Consider the following 13,863-nt stretch of genomic DNA (forward strand, 5'->3'; position numbering starts at 1 on the left):
TTGTTTCCGATGCATTCACCATTTCTTTCGAACTGGAATTCTAGATCGCCGTCATGCCCATAGAGATTGATTCCTCCCGCGGCCTCAGCCGTCGCGGATTCCTGAACCTTGCTGCGGCAGGTGCAGCCACCGCTGCCCTTTCCGCCTGCTCGACCATGCGCGGCAACGACCAGATCGTCGATGCGCCCCAGGTCGTACCGCCCCCTCCGGTCAGCGTCGAACCGGGCTTCGGCGACTTTGTCAGCATGTACGCCCCCGTTGTCGACGAAGGCTACGAAGTCCCCGGGATTCCGATCAAGAAAGTGCCGGAGCAGTTTCGTCGCCAGATCGTCGCCGATCCGACCGGCGAGCGTCCGGGCAGCCTCGTCGTCGACACTTCGACCCACCATCTCTATCTCGTCCGCGAAGGCGGTGAGGCGATCCGCTATGGCGTCGGCCTCGGCCGCGCAGGCTTTGCATGGTCGGGTCGCGCCGTCATCCAGTGGAAGCGCAAATGGCCGAAGTGGACCCCGCCGGACGAAATGATCGGCCGTCAGCCGCAACTCGAAAAATACAGCGTCCGCAACGGCGGCATGCAGCCAGGCCTCAACAACCCGCTGGGTGCCCGCGCGCTGTACATTTTCCAGAACAACGAGGACACGCTCTACCGCGTCCATGGCTCGCCTGAATGGTGGACCATCGGCAAGTCGGTTTCGTCCGGCTGCGTACGCCTGATGAACCAGGACATCATCGATCTCTACGATCGCGTGCCCAGCAAGACGCCGATCCTGGTCACCAACGGTCTCGGCACGGCCTGACCGCACAATGAACGTTCAAACGAAAACGGCGCGTCATCGACGCGCCGTTTTCGTTTTTTTGCTATCCCGCTGGATCAGAAACCTTTTTTCAGGCTTCCCAGGATACCCCGGACCAGTTCCCTGCCGAGCGACGAGCCAACGGAGCGAACCACCGACTTGATCGCCGCTTCGGTAACGCTCTGGCGGTTCGACGGACGCGGTGCCGGCGCACCATTGGGCGTGCGGCCTCCCGAACCGGTACCGCCGCCATTGCCGAAATCGGGCATGGTCCAGCCACCGCCACCGGGATTGGCCTGTTGAGCCTCCTGCTGCGCCTTCTGCACTTCAGCGGCCTTCTTCTGCAGCATTTCGAATGCCGACTCGCGGTCGATCGTCTGATCATACTGGCCGGCCACGGGGCTTTCGTTGATCAGCTTCCTGCGTTCTTCCGGTGTGAGCGGCCCTAACCGCGACGCCGGTGGGCGGATCAGTGTCCGCTGCACCATCGAGGGAACACCCTTGTTCTCCAGCGTCGACACCAGCGCCTCGCCGGTGCCGAGCTGGGTGATCGTCTTGGCGCAATCGAAATCCGGGTTGGGCCTGAATGTGTCGGCAGCGGTCTTCACTGCCTTCTGCTCGCGCGGCGTGTAGGCACGCAGCGCATGCTGGACGCGATTGCCAAGCTGGGCCAGCACGGTTTCCGGCACGTCGAGCGGGTTTTGGGTGACGAAATAGACGCCCACGCCCTTGGAGCGGATCAGCCGCACGACCTGCTCGATACGGTCAACGACGACCTTGGGCGCGTCGTCGAACAGCAGGTGCGCCTCGTCGAAGAAGAACACCAGCTTGGGTTTGTCAGGATCGCCCACTTCCGGCAGTTCCTCGAACAGCTCCGAAAGCAGCCACAACAGGAATGTCGCGTAAAGCCTGGGGTTCATCATCAGCTTGTCGGCGGCGAGCACGTTGACTGCGCCCCGACCATCGCGCGTCGTACGCATGATGTCGCTGATCCTGAGCGCTGGCTCGCCGAAAAAATAGTTGCCGCCCTGCTGCTCAAGCACCAGCAGCGAACGCTGGATGGCGCCGACCGACGGCTTGGTCACATTGCCGTAGCGCGCGCCGATCTCGGCCGCCCGCTCGGCGATGTTGGCCAAAAGCGACTGCAGGTCCTTCATGTCGAGCAGCAGCAGCCCCTCTTCATCGGCGATGCGGAAGGCGATGTTGAGCACGCCCTCCTGCGCGGCGGTGAGGTTCATCAGCCGCGACAGCAGTAACGGTCCCATCTCCGACACCGTCGCGCGGATCGGGTGTCCCTGCTCGCCGAACAGGTCCCAGAAGATGACCGGGAAGTCCTCAAATACGTAGGGATCGAGCTTGACCGCCTCGGCGCGCGCGACGAGGAAGTCCTTGGCTTCGCCCTTCATCGCGATGCCCGACAGATCGCCCTTGATATCGGCGCAGAAGACCGGGACGCCAGCATTGGAGAAGCCTTCGGCAAGCACCTGCAACGTCACCGTCTTGCCGGTGCCGGTGGCGCCGGTGACGAGGCCATGGCGGTTGCCGTAGCGCAGCAGCAGCTGTTCCGCGCGCTGATAGCTGTCATCCGGCTTGCGGCTGGCACCAATGAAAATGCTATCGTCCTGCGCCATATGCGATATCTCCGGCAATGCCCTTTCCCGACCGCCATCGCGGCCACATGAAAGGTATAGAGGCGGCTTGACGGTGCGACAATGGCTTGGATCGCATCCGCTTATATGTTATACGCGCGTTATAACATGGAGACGCAACCATGAATGTCACGGTACGCAAGATTGGCAATTCAGAAGGCGTGATCCTGCCCAAGGAAGTGCTTGACCGGCACAATCTCAGGGCTGGGGATACGCTCGAGCTTGTCGAATCGAACGATGGCCTGACCCTGAAGCCGACTGATGATGTCTTCGAGCGGCAGATGGAAGCCGCCCGTAAATTCATGGACAAATACAAGGTGGCGCTTCAGAAGCTCGCCGAATGAGCCCGCAATACCTGAATCGGCGCGTGGTTGAGGCCATGCATGCGGCACAGCTCCGCAGGCACGGCGGCGCGCAAGGGCTTCGCGATGAGAACGCATTGGAATCGGCACTTTCCCGCGCCGAGTACAAGGCCGCCTACGGCGAGCCTACGATCGCGGAACTGGCGGCAGGCTATTTGTTTGGAAACGCGCGGAACCATGCCTTCGTAGATGGCAACAAGCGAACGGCAATCGTGGCTGCAGGCACCTTTCTAGCTATCAATGGCTACGCGCTGACGGTGGATGACGGCGCACTATACTTGTTCGTCATGGGCGTTGCCGCCGGCGAGATCGATGAGGCAGGCGCTACGGCTTTCTTCCGCGACCATACGCTCCCTATCGAAGCCTAGACGCTAAGTTCAACGATTTCCCAGTCGCGGCCATTGACGCTGGCGACGTCGCCGACAGACTTGCCGAATAGCGCCTGGGCCATGGGCGAGACATGCGAGATGCGGCCCTTGGATGCGTCGGCCTCGTCTTCGCCGACGATCTGCCAGACATTGCGCTTGCCGTCGTCGTCCTCGATTGTCACTTTCATGCCGAAGCGGACGACCGAACTGTCTGGCTCGGGAACGGAAATTTCCGCCGTCTCGCGCCGCGACTGCCAGTAGCGCAGATCGCGCGACACGGTCGCTATGCGCTCGCGATTTGCATCCGCTTCCGCCTTTGCCAAAGACTCGCGCAAGTGCGCGAGTTGAGCCTCGATATGGGCAAAGCCCTGCTCGGTCACGAGATTTCGGGACGAGCTGACCGGACGCTCGCCGATGTCGGCAATCACGTTTTCGCTGTCGTCGTCGCGAGTGAAAGCTCTGCTCATGAACGAAACGTAGGCGTTCACCGAGGCGATAACAAGCCAGCTAAACTGACTAGATCACGCGCCATTCAGCCGAATGCTTCGGTCGGTCTCAGCGACGCGACTTCGATGCCGTTCCAGTTCTTGAGAATGGGGTTCGCGGCCTTCGTCAACTTTTCCGCCAAAGTCTCGTCAGCAGCCATCAGCTTCGCCAGAACCGCCGCGATCATCACCTCGGCCGCCCTGCCCGCGCCGTCGTCGCATTTGAGCGCGATGCCAAGCCCAAGTTCGGGAATGGCCGCGCAATAGACGCCCTCGGCACCGATCTTGACGAAGATGCGGCCCTGTGCGGCATGCATCAAATCCGTATCGGCCCTGGCGGTGCCGGCGACGAGGAAGGGTTCCGCCATGCAGGCCGACATCAGGCGCCGCGCCGCCTTTGCACGCTCCGGCGCCAGTCCGTTGCCGGTCGTCATGCGGGCAAACCCCTGGGCGAGATTTTGCAGCGGCACGGCAAAGGTCGGGATCGAGCAGCCGTCGGTGCCGCGATTGGTCTCATTGTGGGCGGCGCCGGTCACGGCCTCCATCGTCTCACGCACCATCTGCTGGAAGCGATGCTCGGGCCGCACATAGCCCTGATGGGCAATACCGAGATGGCGGCAGGTGCAGACGAAGGCGGAATGCTTGCCGGAACAGTTGTTGTGCAGCGCGCTCGGCGCCGCACCGCTGCGCGCCAGGCCTACCATGGCGGTCTGGCCGGACGGCCAATGCGCACCGCATTCCAGCGCTTCCAGCCCAAGTCCCGCCTTGGCCAGCATCGCCGCGGCCAGTTCCGCGTGAGCCGGCTCGCCCGAATGCGAGGCGCAGGCGAGCGCCAGTTCGCGGTCGCCGAATCCATATGCTTCCGCGGCCCCGCTTTCGACGAAGGGCAGCGCCTGGATCGCCTTGACGGCCGAGCGTGGAAATACCGGTTTCGCCACATCGCCCAGGGCAAGGACCGTCTTGCCGTCCGCGTCAACGACGACGACTGAACCGCGATGCGCGCTTTCGACGAGGGTGCCGCGCAGCACCTCGACCAGAACCGGATTTGTCATTTGTGGGAAGCCTTCATGCACATGCTGGTCTGTTGTCTGGCCATTTCCGTCGCCGCCGAACACGCGGCTTCACGACCTGTCTGTCGATAGACCAGCGGCCAGCAAACCGCCATCCACAACCAGCGTATGACCGTTGACGTAGCTTGCCTCCGGCGACAGCAGGAAGGCGACGGCGGCTGCAACCTCATCGGGCTCGCCATAGCGTCCCTGCGGCACATTGCGCGGTCCGTTGCCGCCTTTTCCTGCGTCGTTGTCGATGGGCCCGACGGCGACGGCATTCACCCGCACGCCGCGGTCGCCGAACTCGAGCGTCAGCACTTCAGTCATCAGCTTGAGCCCCGACTGCGAGGCGGCCGCCGCGAGATGGCCATGGCGGGCTCGCATTCCGGAGACGGAGCCGACGCTGACGATCGACAGCGAACCACCCATTCGCTCGAGTGCGGCCTTGGAGGCGATGAACGGCCCGACCAGATTGACGTCGAGCGCCTCGCGCAACATTTCGGCGCTGGTGTCTTCGACGGTCGCGCGGCGCCCGAAACCGGCCAGCGCGACCAGTCCGCCGATGAGGCCAAGCTGATCCACGACCTGGTCAAACGCCTCTGCGATCTCATCTTCATCAGTGGGATCAGCCTCGATGAAGACCACCTCGTCATTGCCGATCACGTCTTCGGCGGCGGCCAGAGCCGCTCTATCCGTGTTGATCACAGCCACTGGCCAGCCGTCGGCGACCAGGCGTTCGGCCACCGCAAGGCCGACGCCGGAAGCCCCGCCGATGACGACGGCGCATTGCCTCATCTGATGCGGTCCAGGATCGAGACGTAGTTGGCGACCGCAGCACCGCCCATGTTGAAGATTCCCCCAAGCTTGGCGTCCTTCACCTGGATGCCCCCGGCCTCGCCGGTCAGTTGCATGGCGCTCAGCACATGCATCGACACACCGGTCGCGCCGATCGGATGCCCCTTGGCCTTGAGACCGCCGGAAGGGTTGACCGGCAACCGGCCATCCCTCGCGGTAATGCCCTCCATCGCGACCCGAGCCCCCTCGCCGCGCGGCGCAAGCCCCATCGCCTCGTATTCGATCAGTTCGGCAATGGTGAAGCAGTCATGCGTCTCGACGAAAGACAGGTCGTCGAGCGTCACCCCGGCCGACTTCAGCGCCTTGGCCCAGGCCACCTCGCAGCCTTCGAACAGCAGGATGTCGCGCTTCGACATCGGCAGGAAGTCCTGCACGTGCTCGTTGGCCCTGAAGGCAACGGCACGGCGCATGCGCAGTGCCGTCGTGCTGTCGGTCAGCACCAGCGCCGCCGCCCCGTCGGAGACCAGCGAACAATCGGTGCGCTTCAGCGGACCGGCGACGAAAGGATTCTTCTCGCTCTCGGTGCGGCAGAACTCAAAGCCGAAGTCCTTGCGCATCTGGGCATAGGGATTGTCGACGCCGTTCTTGTGGTTCTTGGCCGCGATCATCGCCAGCGCGTCCGACTGGTCGCCATGGCGCTGGAAATAGGCCTGCGCGATATTGCCGAATACGCCCGCGAAACCGGCCGGCGTGTCGCCCTCCTCGGGCAGGTAGGATGCACGCAAGAGATTCTTGCCGATTTCCGGACCGAGCGTCGTCGTCATCTGCTCGGCACCTACCACCAGCACGATGCGCTGGCCGGCATTGATCGCCCGGATGCCCTGGCGCACGGCCGCAGAACCCGTCGCGCAAGCGTTCTCCACCCGCGTTGCCGGCTTGAAGCGCAGGCGCTCGTCGGCCTGCAGCACGAGACTCGCGGTGAAATCCTGGGCCGAGAAGCCGGCATTGAAGTGCCCCAGCACGATCTCGTCGACATCGTCTGGGCCGATGCCGGCATGTTCAAGAGCCTGATTGGCGACAGTCGTGATCAGGCTCTCCAGCGTCTCGCCTTCGAGCTTGCCGAAGCGCGAATGCGCCCAACCGACTATGCACGCAGTCATTCTTGTCTCCATCGCCAGCCGGCATGTTGCGCCATTTGCAGGGCGATTCCAACGGCGTTCAATGCCGTTCATGTATGAACAGTTCACTGAGCGTTGCAATGGCGCAATCGCGATGCAATCTGCCGCGAATTATTGTTGATTGATCAGTCAATTAAAATACCTTCGCAATTGGAGGAGACTGATGCCCAAGGTCGGAATGGAACCGCTGCGCCGCAAGGCGCTGATCGACGCGACGATCTTGGCGATCGGCGAACGCGGCACGCTTGACGTCACCATGTCCGAAATCGCCGGGCGCGCTGGCGTGTCGGCGGCGCTCGCGCATCACTATTTCGGCGCCAAGGAAGACCTGCTGCTGGCGACCATGCGCCACCTCCTGTCCGAACTGAACGCCGACAGCCGGGCTGCACTCAGGGCCAGTGCGACCCCACGCGCACGCGTGTCGGCTGTCATCGCGGTCAACTTCTCCGCTAAGCAGTTCCAGGCCGAGACCATCGCCGCCTGGCTCGCCTTCTACGTCGAGGCGCAGAAGTCGCCGGCGCTACGCCGCCTTCTCAGGGTCTATGCACGACGGCTGCACTCCAACCTGATGAGCGGACTTTCAGCACTTCTGCCACGCGCCGAGGCCGAGCGCGTCGCCGAGACCACGGCTGCCCTGATCGACGGGCTCTACATTCGCCGGGCACTCAAGAACGGCGCGCCGAATGCTGCGACCGCAGCGGCTTTGATCGAGGACTATCTCGAAACCAGGCTCGCTCACGCAAAGGCCGGACAATGAACAAGGTGACCATTCCGACGATCGAGCGCCTCAGGCAGGCCTATGCCGAGACGTCGCGCGCAACCCAACTCACGCCGCTACTGGAACCGGCAGCGCTCGCCCGCGAGACCGGTGCGGCGCGCGTCTTCGTCAAGGCGGAGTCGTTGCAATGGGCCGGCTCCTTCAAGGCACGCGGCGCCTATTGGCGCCTCAAGCAGCTCTCGTCCGACGAAGCGCGTCATGGCGTGGTTGCCTACTCCTCCGGCAATTTCGCGCAAGGGCTTGCCGCCGCAGGACAGGCGCTCGGCATCCCCGTCACCATCGTCATGCCAATCGACGCACCCGAGGCCAAGCGCGAGGCGACCAAGGGTTATGGCGCCCGGGTCGTGCTCACCGACCACGGCGAACGCGCCCGCGAGGAGGTCGCTGCCGCCAAGGCGCGAGAAATTTCCGAGACCGAAGGGCTCGCGCTGCTCCACCCTTTCGATGACCCCGAGATCGTTGCCGGCCAGGCAGGCGTGGGCCTCGAAGCGCTGGACCAACTCGCGGCCAAGGGTACTGCGGCCGACATCGTGCTCTGCCCGGTCGGCGGCGGCGGCCTGATCGGCGGCGTCGCGCTCGCCTTCCATTACCTGTCGCCGTCGACGCAGGTCTTTGCGGTCGAGCCCGAGGGCTTCAACGGCTTGGGCACCTCACTCGCCCACGGCGCCATCGAAACCATGCCGCTCGGCCCCAAGTCGATCTGCGATGGGTTGATGGCCCGCAGGCCCGGCGATGCGCCCTATGCGGCTGTGACCGCCGCCGGCGTGCGCGGCCTGGCTGTCGATGACGCGAGCGTCCGCCGCGCGATGAAATTGGCATTCGAGCGACTGAAGCTCGTGCTCGAGCCGTCAGGCGCCTCGTCGCTGGCGGCACTTCTGGGAGGAAAGGTCGACGTAGCCGGCAAATCCGTGCTCGTCGTCGCAACCGGTGGCAACGTTTCGCTCGCCGATTTCATGGTTCACATAAGCAATGCTTGAAGCAGATTTCGTCATCATCGGCTCCGGCTCCGCCGGCTCGGCCATGGCCTATCGCCTGTCGGAGGACGGCAAGCACTCGGTGATCGTCATCGAATATGGCGGCACCGATTTCGGCCCGCTGATCCAGATGCCGTCGGCACTGTCGATCCCGCTCAACATGAGCCGCTACGACTGGGGCTTTTCGAGCGAGCCGGAGCCGCATCTCGGTGGGCGGGTGCTTGCCACCCCGCGCGGCAAGGTGCTCGGCGGCTCGTCCTCGATCAACGGCATGGTCTATGTCCGCGGCCATGCCCGCGACTTCGACCATTGGGCAGAACAGGGCGCCACGGGCTGGGGCTATGCCGACGTGCTGCCCTACTTCAAGCGTATGGAGCACGCAAAAGGTGGCGAGGACGGCTGGCGCGGCACCAAGGGGCCGCTGCACATCCAGCGCGGTTCGCGGCGGAACCCGCTCTACCATGCTTTTGTCGAAGCTGGTCATCAGGCTGGCTTCGAGCTGACTGAAGACTACAACGGCGCGAAGCAGGAAGGCTTCGGCGCCATGGAGCAGACGATCCACCACGGCCGCCGCTGGTCGGTCGCCAACGCCTATCTCAGGCCGGCGCTCAAGCGTGGTAATGTCCGTGTCGTCAATGGCTTCGCACGCCGCGTGGTGATCGAGAATCAACGCGCGGTCGGCGTCGAGATTGAAGCTCGCAAGAAGATCGAGGTCGTCAGGGCGCGACGTGAAGTGATCGTCGCTGCCTCCTCCATCAATTCGCCGAAACTGCTGATGCTCTCTGGCATCGGGCCAGCCGCCCATCTCAAGGCGCACGGCATCGACGTCGTCGCCGACCGGCGCGGCGTCGGCCAGAACCTGCAGGACCATATGGAGCTCTACATCCAGCAGGAGGCGACGCAGCCGATCACGCTGCACTCCGTGCTGAACCCCTTCTCCAAGGCGCTGATTGGCGCCCAGTGGCTGCTGTTCAAGTCAGGGCTCGGCGCCACCAATCACTTCGAGGCAGCGGCCTTCGTGCGCTCGGCAGCGGGCGTCGACTATCCCGACATCCAGTTCCACTTCCTGCCGGCGGCAATCCGCTATGATGGCAAGGCGGCGGCCAAGTCGCACGGCTTCCAGGTCCATGTCGGGCCGATGCGATCGAAGTCGCGCGGCGCGGTCACGTTGCGCTCGAGCGATCCGTGGGCGAAGCCCGAGATCCGCTTCAACTACATGTCCCATCCGGACGACTGGAGGGACTTCCGCCACTGCATCCGCCTCACCCGCGAGATCTTCGCCCAATCAGCCTTCGACCCGTTCCGCGGACGCGAAATTTCGCCGGGCAAGCACGTCGAAAGCGACGAACAACTCGACACCTTCATCCGCGAGCATTCCGAAAGCGCCTATCATCCTTGCGGCACCTGCCGCATGGGCGCTGCCCACGACCCCATGAGCGTGGTCGATCCGGAATGCCGCGTCATCGGCGTAGACGGCCTTAGGGTCGCCGACTCCTCGATCTTCCCGCGCGTGACCAACGGCAACCTCAACGCGCCGTCGATCATGACCGGCGAAAAGGCCGCCGACCACATCCTCGGCAGGACGCCGCTTGCGCCCTCCAACCAGGAACCGTGGATCAATCCGCGCTGGCAGGCCGCCGACAGATAGGTCATCATCCGGCCCGATCACGACCGCCACGAATACCCATTTGGAGCACACGAATGCGCGCCCAGCCCAAAGCTTCGCACTATGTAAACGGCCGCTTCGTCGACGACGAGCGCGGTGCTGCGATCCCCGTCATCTATCCGGCAACCGGAGAGATCATCGCGCAATTGCATTCGGCAACCGCCAATGTGGTTGAGCTTGCGGTCGAAGCCGCGCGCGAAGCCCAACCCGCCTGGGCGCGACTGAAGCCGGTCGAGCGCGGCCGTATCCTGCGCCGCGCCGCCGACATTCTCCGCGCCCGCAATGAAGAGCTTTCACGGCTGGAGACGCTCGACACCGGCAAGCCGATCCAGGAAACGCTGGTCGCTGACGCCGCCTCCGCCGCCGATTGCCTCGAATTCTTCGCCGGCGCGATCGCCGCCTTCAATGGCGAATATGTCGATCTCGGTGGGCCGTTCGCCTACACCAAGCGCGAGGCGCTGGGCGTCTGCGTCGGCATCGGCGCGTGGAACTATCCGATCCAGGTCGCCGGCTGGAAGTCGGCGCCGGCACTCGCCATGGGCAACGCGATGGTGTTCAAGCCGTCCGAGAACACGCCCCTCTCCGCTCTCGCACTCGCCGAGATCTATTCCGAGGCCGGGCTGCCGGACGGGCTGTTCAATGTCGTGCAAGGGTATGGCGATATCGGCGCTGCCCTTGCCTCGCATCAGGCGGTCGACAAGATCTCGCTGACAGGCTCGGTGCCGACCGGCAAGAAGGTGCTTTCGCTCGCCGGCTCGCACATGAAGCACGCCACGATGGAGCTCGGCGGCAAGTCGCCGCTAATCGTCTTCGATGACGCCGATCTCGAAAACGCCATCGGCGGGGCAATGCTCGGCAACTTCTACTCTGCCGGCCAGGTCTGCTCCAACGGCACCCGCGTCTTTGTCCAGAGGGGCCTTCACGACCGCTTCGTCGAGCGCCTGGTCGAGCGAACCAAGGCCATTCGCCTCGGCGACCCGCTCGACCCGGAAACGCAGATGGGCCCGCTCATCAACAAGTCGCAGCACGACAAGGTCACCGACTACATCGCCACGGGCAAGGCCGAAGGTGCGGAACTGCGCTGCGGCGGCGGCACTCCTGCGCTGCAAGGCTTCGAGGGCGGCTTCTTCGTCGAGCCGACAGTCTTCACCGGCGTCACCGACAACATGCGCATCGCGCGCGAAGAAATCTTCGGGCCGGTGATGAGCATCCTGTCCTTCGACAGCGAGGATGAGGTCGTTGCACGCGCCAACGACACCGAGTTCGGTCTCGCCGCCGGCGTCTTCACCAAGGACCTGCCGCGCGCCCACCGCGTCATCAGTGAGCTGAAGGCCGGGACCTGCTGGATCAACGCCTACAATCTGACCCCGGTCGAGATACCCTTCGGCGGCTTCAGGCAGTCGGGCATCGGTCGCGAGAACTCGCTCGCCGCACTCCAGCATTATTCCCAGCTCAAGTCGGTCTATGTCGAGACCGGCGACGTCGCGAGCCCTTACTAAGCGCTCTCCGGCCGGTCGCGCATCACTGCGCCGTCGGCTCGGTCTTGTCGAGATACTGGGTCAGCGCCGTCACCAGGTGATAAAAGATGCTGGCCGGCACTTCCTTGGCCAGCGAGCGGCCGCACTCGTCGATCTGGTCGATCCACAGGCCCTGCGGAGCGGGGTCGATGTGCCAGCGGAACAGCCGTCCGACGCGTTCCTCGATCTCCGGCTTGAGGTCGGGACCGCCGGTGCCGTCGAGCGCCACCGCCGCCTTGATCGCCTCTGTCTGCGGCCAGCTGCGCGATATATGGTCGAGCGGCAGGCCCTGGCGCGACACGGCACCATAAGCGAGACCTGTGGCACGGTTCAGCCCGCTGGCGATGGCCGAGGCGTAGAGCTTGCGGCCGAAGGCAACCAGCTCCTTCTGGCCACTCTTTTCGGCAAAGTCGACCAATAGCGACGCCCATTCGAAATGGTGGCCCGGCTCGGTCCATTGTCCCTTTTCGCCCGGCGCCGGATGCCAGTCGCGGTCGAAGAACTCGCCCAGCGTCCAGGTCTCGACATCGAAGAAATGGCTGCGGAACAGGTCGATGATGCGGGCGGCGCGGCGCAGATAGGCGCGATCGCCGGTCACCGCGTGCCACGCCAGGAACGCCTCGAGAAGATGCATATGCGGGTTCGAGCGCCGCACGCCCTCGCCGTCCGGGCTCTCCATGAAACCGGTCATCCGCTCGTCCTCGAGATGCTGGTCGAGGAAAGCGAAAGTCTCCGCGGCGAGGCCGAACGCCTCCCTGTTGCCGGAGCGGTGCGCATGGGCGAGCGCCAGCAGCACGCAGGCATGATCGTAGGCATCTTCGAGCGGATCGGCGACGCTGCCGTCGGTGTTCAGCGTGCGCACCCAGCCGCCGCGATCCGTCCGTCCCTTGTCGGCCATGAAGCGGATGCCGTGGTCGATCAACGCATCCGCATTGCCGTTCCAGCCGCGCTGCTTGGCCACCGCAAAAGCATAGACCTGGCGCGCCATGGTGCGCATGCGCTTGGGCTTGCTGAGTGGGCGCGCGTCGAAGCCAAGGGCTTCGTGGAAGCCGCCGAAATGGTGATCGACGCCAACCGTCGACCACAAGGGAAGTGTTTCCTCCATCAGCCAGTGCTGGACGCGCTTGCGCCACGCGCCGTTGACCAGCACCCGGCCATGGGCCGGCGTGAACTTGGTCTCCAGCCGCCCGCTCTTCTCGAGCTGCTCGACAATCTTCTTGACGTTCTGGCTGTGGCTGACGGGTGCCACGAAGGTCGCGTCCGAGGTCGAGACGATGGCTACGTCCTTCAGCCCGATCGCCGACAGCAGCCGGCCCTCGCCCCTCAGATACGAGTTCTCGCAGTCGATGGCGACGACGTCACCGACGATCACGTTGCCGTCCTTGTCGGATGGGCTGACGTCGAGCAGCGACTGCCACGAGCCGAGGTCGTTCCAGCGGAAGCTCGCCGGCACCATGGCGATGCGGCTGGTGCGCTCCATGATCGCGTAGTCGATGGAGATCGAAGGGATGCCGGAATAGAGCTCCAGCGGCATGTAGATGCCAGAGAGGTCCTTGGTCGCAGCCCTGAACGCAGCCTCGGCCTTGTGCCAGATCTCCGGCTGGTGCGCGAGGAAAGCGTCGCGCATCGCGCTCGCCCGGAACAGGAAGATGCCGGCGTTCCAGAAGAAATTTCCGGCGGCAAGATAGGCTTCCGCCGTGGCAAGGTCGGGCTTCTCGACGAAGCGGGCGACATCGGAGACCCCGTCGCGCTCGCAGGCCACCTCGATATAGCCGTAGCCGGTCTCCGGCGTTGCCGGCTTGATGCCGAACACCACCAAGCGGCCGGCGTTGGCCGCCGGCACGCCACGCTCGACCGTGTCCCAGAACTGCCGCTGGGTCGAGATTTCATGATCCGAAGGAACAACCAGCACGATGCCGTCGCCATATGACGAAAGGGTCTGCAGCGAGGCAATCGCCACTGCCGCGGCCGTGTTTCGCCCTGTCGGCTCGAAGATCGCACCACCGCCGGAGAGGTCGGTCGCGGCAAGGTCGGCGCGGACGCGGGCCGCATGGCGCTCGGAGGCGATCAGATAGATCGGTGTTTCGCCGTCGTCACGCGCGGCCAGACGCTTCAGCGTCTTGACCAGCATCGACCCGTCGCCCGAGAGATCGTGGAACTGCTTGGGGTTGTCTTCGCGCGACAGTGGCCAGAGTCGCGAGCCGACTCCGCCGCTCATGACGAAACTGACGATCCGTTCAGCCAT

At 64.3% G+C, this 13,863-nt stretch carries 13 protein-coding genes; 7 read left to right on the top strand and 6 right to left on the bottom strand.

The window, feature by feature from the left end; all coding sequences use genetic code 11:
* Positions 1–53: 53 nt before the first annotated feature.
* Positions 54–797 (top strand): L,D-transpeptidase, encoded by a 744-nt coding sequence (locus ABSY17_RS18325; RefSeq protein WP_378943740.1) that lies wholly within the window; start codon positions 54–56, stop codon positions 795–797.
* Positions 798–871: 74 nt separating this feature from the next.
* On the opposite strand, the gene ABSY17_RS18330 is transcribed toward ABSY17_RS18325, so the two are convergent.
* On the bottom strand, positions 872–2,425 hold the full coding sequence (locus ABSY17_RS18330; RefSeq protein WP_378943742.1) for a helicase HerA-like C-terminal domain-containing protein: 1,554 nt from the start codon (positions 2,423–2,425) through the stop codon (positions 872–874).
* Between the two features lie 140 nt (positions 2,426–2,565).
* Here ABSY17_RS18330 and ABSY17_RS18335 point away from each other — a divergent pair, with 140 nt between their 5' ends.
* Both ABSY17_RS18335 and ABSY17_RS18340 read left to right on the top strand, forming a co-directional pair.
* Positions 2,566–2,787 carry an AbrB/MazE/SpoVT family DNA-binding domain-containing protein gene (locus ABSY17_RS18335; protein ID WP_378943744.1) on the top strand — a complete coding sequence of 74 codons (222 nt, stop codon included), beginning with the start codon at positions 2,566–2,568 and terminating at the stop codon, positions 2,785–2,787.
* Positions 2,784–3,173, top strand: coding sequence for a type II toxin-antitoxin system death-on-curing family toxin (locus tag ABSY17_RS18340; RefSeq protein ID WP_378943746.1), 390 nt, complete (start codon positions 2,784–2,786; stop codon positions 3,171–3,173). Before ABSY17_RS18335 ends, ABSY17_RS18340 begins: the two co-directional genes overlap by 4 nt.
* Here the strand turns inward: ABSY17_RS18340 and ABSY17_RS18345 are convergent.
* From ABSY17_RS18345 to ABSY17_RS18360, 4 genes are all read right to left on the bottom strand, one after another.
* Positions 3,170–3,640, bottom strand: coding sequence for a GreA/GreB family elongation factor (locus ABSY17_RS18345; protein ID WP_378943748.1), 471 nt, complete (start codon positions 3,638–3,640; stop codon positions 3,170–3,172). The genes ABSY17_RS18340 and ABSY17_RS18345 overlap by 4 nt on opposite strands.
* A gap of 65 nt (positions 3,641–3,705) precedes the next feature.
* Positions 3,706–4,710 carry an asparaginase gene (locus tag ABSY17_RS18350; RefSeq protein ID WP_378943750.1) on the bottom strand — a complete coding sequence of 335 codons (1,005 nt, stop codon included), beginning with the start codon at positions 4,708–4,710 and terminating at the stop codon, positions 3,706–3,708.
* 69 nt (positions 4,711–4,779) lie between these two features.
* Positions 4,780–5,505: an SDR family NAD(P)-dependent oxidoreductase gene (locus tag ABSY17_RS18355; protein ID WP_378943752.1), complete on the bottom strand. Its 726-nt coding sequence runs from the start codon at positions 5,503–5,505 to the stop codon at positions 4,780–4,782.
* Positions 5,502–6,665 carry an acetyl-CoA acetyltransferase gene (locus ABSY17_RS18360; RefSeq protein WP_378943754.1) on the bottom strand — a complete coding sequence of 388 codons (1,164 nt, stop codon included), beginning with the start codon at positions 6,663–6,665 and terminating at the stop codon, positions 5,502–5,504. Before ABSY17_RS18360 ends, ABSY17_RS18355 begins: the two co-directional genes overlap by 4 nt.
* A 181-nt stretch (positions 6,666–6,846) precedes the next feature.
* Here ABSY17_RS18360 and betI point away from each other — a divergent pair, with 181 nt between their 5' ends.
* Genes betI through betB form a run of 4 tightly spaced genes read left to right on the top strand, consistent with a single transcriptional unit; the run spans position 6,847 to position 11,600 of the window.
* Positions 6,847–7,440, top strand: a complete 594-nt coding sequence (betI, locus tag ABSY17_RS18365; RefSeq protein ID WP_378943756.1) for a transcriptional regulator BetI — start codon at positions 6,847–6,849, stop codon at positions 7,438–7,440.
* A complete protein-coding gene (locus ABSY17_RS18370) occupies positions 7,437–8,438 on the top strand; it encodes a threonine/serine dehydratase (protein ID WP_378943758.1) in 1,002 nt (333 codons plus the stop codon). The genes betI and ABSY17_RS18370 overlap by 4 nt, the downstream gene beginning before the upstream one ends.
* Positions 8,431–10,083, top strand: a complete 1,653-nt coding sequence (betA, locus tag ABSY17_RS18375) for a choline dehydrogenase (protein ID WP_378943760.1) — start codon at positions 8,431–8,433, stop codon at positions 10,081–10,083. The genes ABSY17_RS18370 and betA overlap by 8 nt, the downstream gene beginning before the upstream one ends.
* A 53-nt stretch (positions 10,084–10,136) precedes the next feature.
* Positions 10,137–11,600 (top strand): betaine-aldehyde dehydrogenase, encoded by a 1,464-nt coding sequence (gene betB / locus ABSY17_RS18380; RefSeq protein WP_378943762.1) that lies wholly within the window; start codon positions 10,137–10,139, stop codon positions 11,598–11,600.
* A 22-nt stretch (positions 11,601–11,622) separates the two neighbouring features.
* Here betB and ABSY17_RS18385 read toward each other — a convergent pair whose 3' ends face one another.
* Complete coding sequence (locus tag ABSY17_RS18385) at positions 11,623–13,863, bottom strand: mannose-1-phosphate guanylyltransferase/mannose-6-phosphate isomerase (protein WP_378943764.1); 2,241 nt, start codon at positions 13,861–13,863, stop codon at positions 11,623–11,625.

The organism is Mesorhizobium sp. ANAO-SY3R2 (assembly GCF_042466635.1).
Taxonomy (GTDB): Bacteria; Pseudomonadota; Alphaproteobacteria; order Rhizobiales; family Rhizobiaceae; genus Aminobacter.

What these genes read in the sequence shown, in the direction of transcription:
- ABSY17_RS18385 (WP_378943764.1), bottom strand. Translation starts at nt 13,863, where the DNA reads ATGGCTGAACGGATCGTCAGTTTCGTCATGAGCGGCGGAGTCGGCTCG.
- ABSY17_RS18350 (WP_378943750.1), bottom strand. Translation starts at nt 4,710, where the DNA reads ATGACAAATCCGGTTCTGGTCGAGGTGCTGCGCGGCACCCTCGTCGAA.
- ABSY17_RS18335 (WP_378943744.1), top strand. Translation starts at nt 2,566, where the DNA reads ATGAATGTCACGGTACGCAAGATTGGCAATTCAGAAGGCGTGATCCTG.
- betB (WP_378943762.1), top strand. Translation starts at nt 10,137, where the DNA reads ATGCGCGCCCAGCCCAAAGCTTCGCACTATGTAAACGGCCGCTTCGTC.
- ABSY17_RS18345 (WP_378943748.1), bottom strand. Translation starts at nt 3,640, where the DNA reads ATGAGCAGAGCTTTCACTCGCGACGACGACAGCGAAAACGTGATTGCC.
- ABSY17_RS18330 (WP_378943742.1), bottom strand. Translation starts at nt 2,425, where the DNA reads ATGGCGCAGGACGATAGCATTTTCATTGGTGCCAGCCGCAAGCCGGAT.
- ABSY17_RS18325 (WP_378943740.1), top strand. Translation starts at nt 54, where the DNA reads ATGCCCATAGAGATTGATTCCTCCCGCGGCCTCAGCCGTCGCGGATTC.
- betA (WP_378943760.1), top strand. Translation starts at nt 8,431, where the DNA reads ATGCTTGAAGCAGATTTCGTCATCATCGGCTCCGGCTCCGCCGGCTCG.
- ABSY17_RS18355 (WP_378943752.1), bottom strand. Translation starts at nt 5,505, where the DNA reads ATGAGGCAATGCGCCGTCGTCATCGGCGGGGCTTCCGGCGTCGGCCTT.
- ABSY17_RS18370 (WP_378943758.1), top strand. Translation starts at nt 7,437, where the DNA reads ATGAACAAGGTGACCATTCCGACGATCGAGCGCCTCAGGCAGGCCTAT.
- ABSY17_RS18360 (WP_378943754.1), bottom strand. Translation starts at nt 6,665, where the DNA reads ATGACTGCGTGCATAGTCGGTTGGGCGCATTCGCGCTTCGGCAAGCTC.
- ABSY17_RS18340 (WP_378943746.1), top strand. Translation starts at nt 2,784, where the DNA reads ATGAGCCCGCAATACCTGAATCGGCGCGTGGTTGAGGCCATGCATGCG.
- betI (WP_378943756.1), top strand. Translation starts at nt 6,847, where the DNA reads ATGCCCAAGGTCGGAATGGAACCGCTGCGCCGCAAGGCGCTGATCGAC.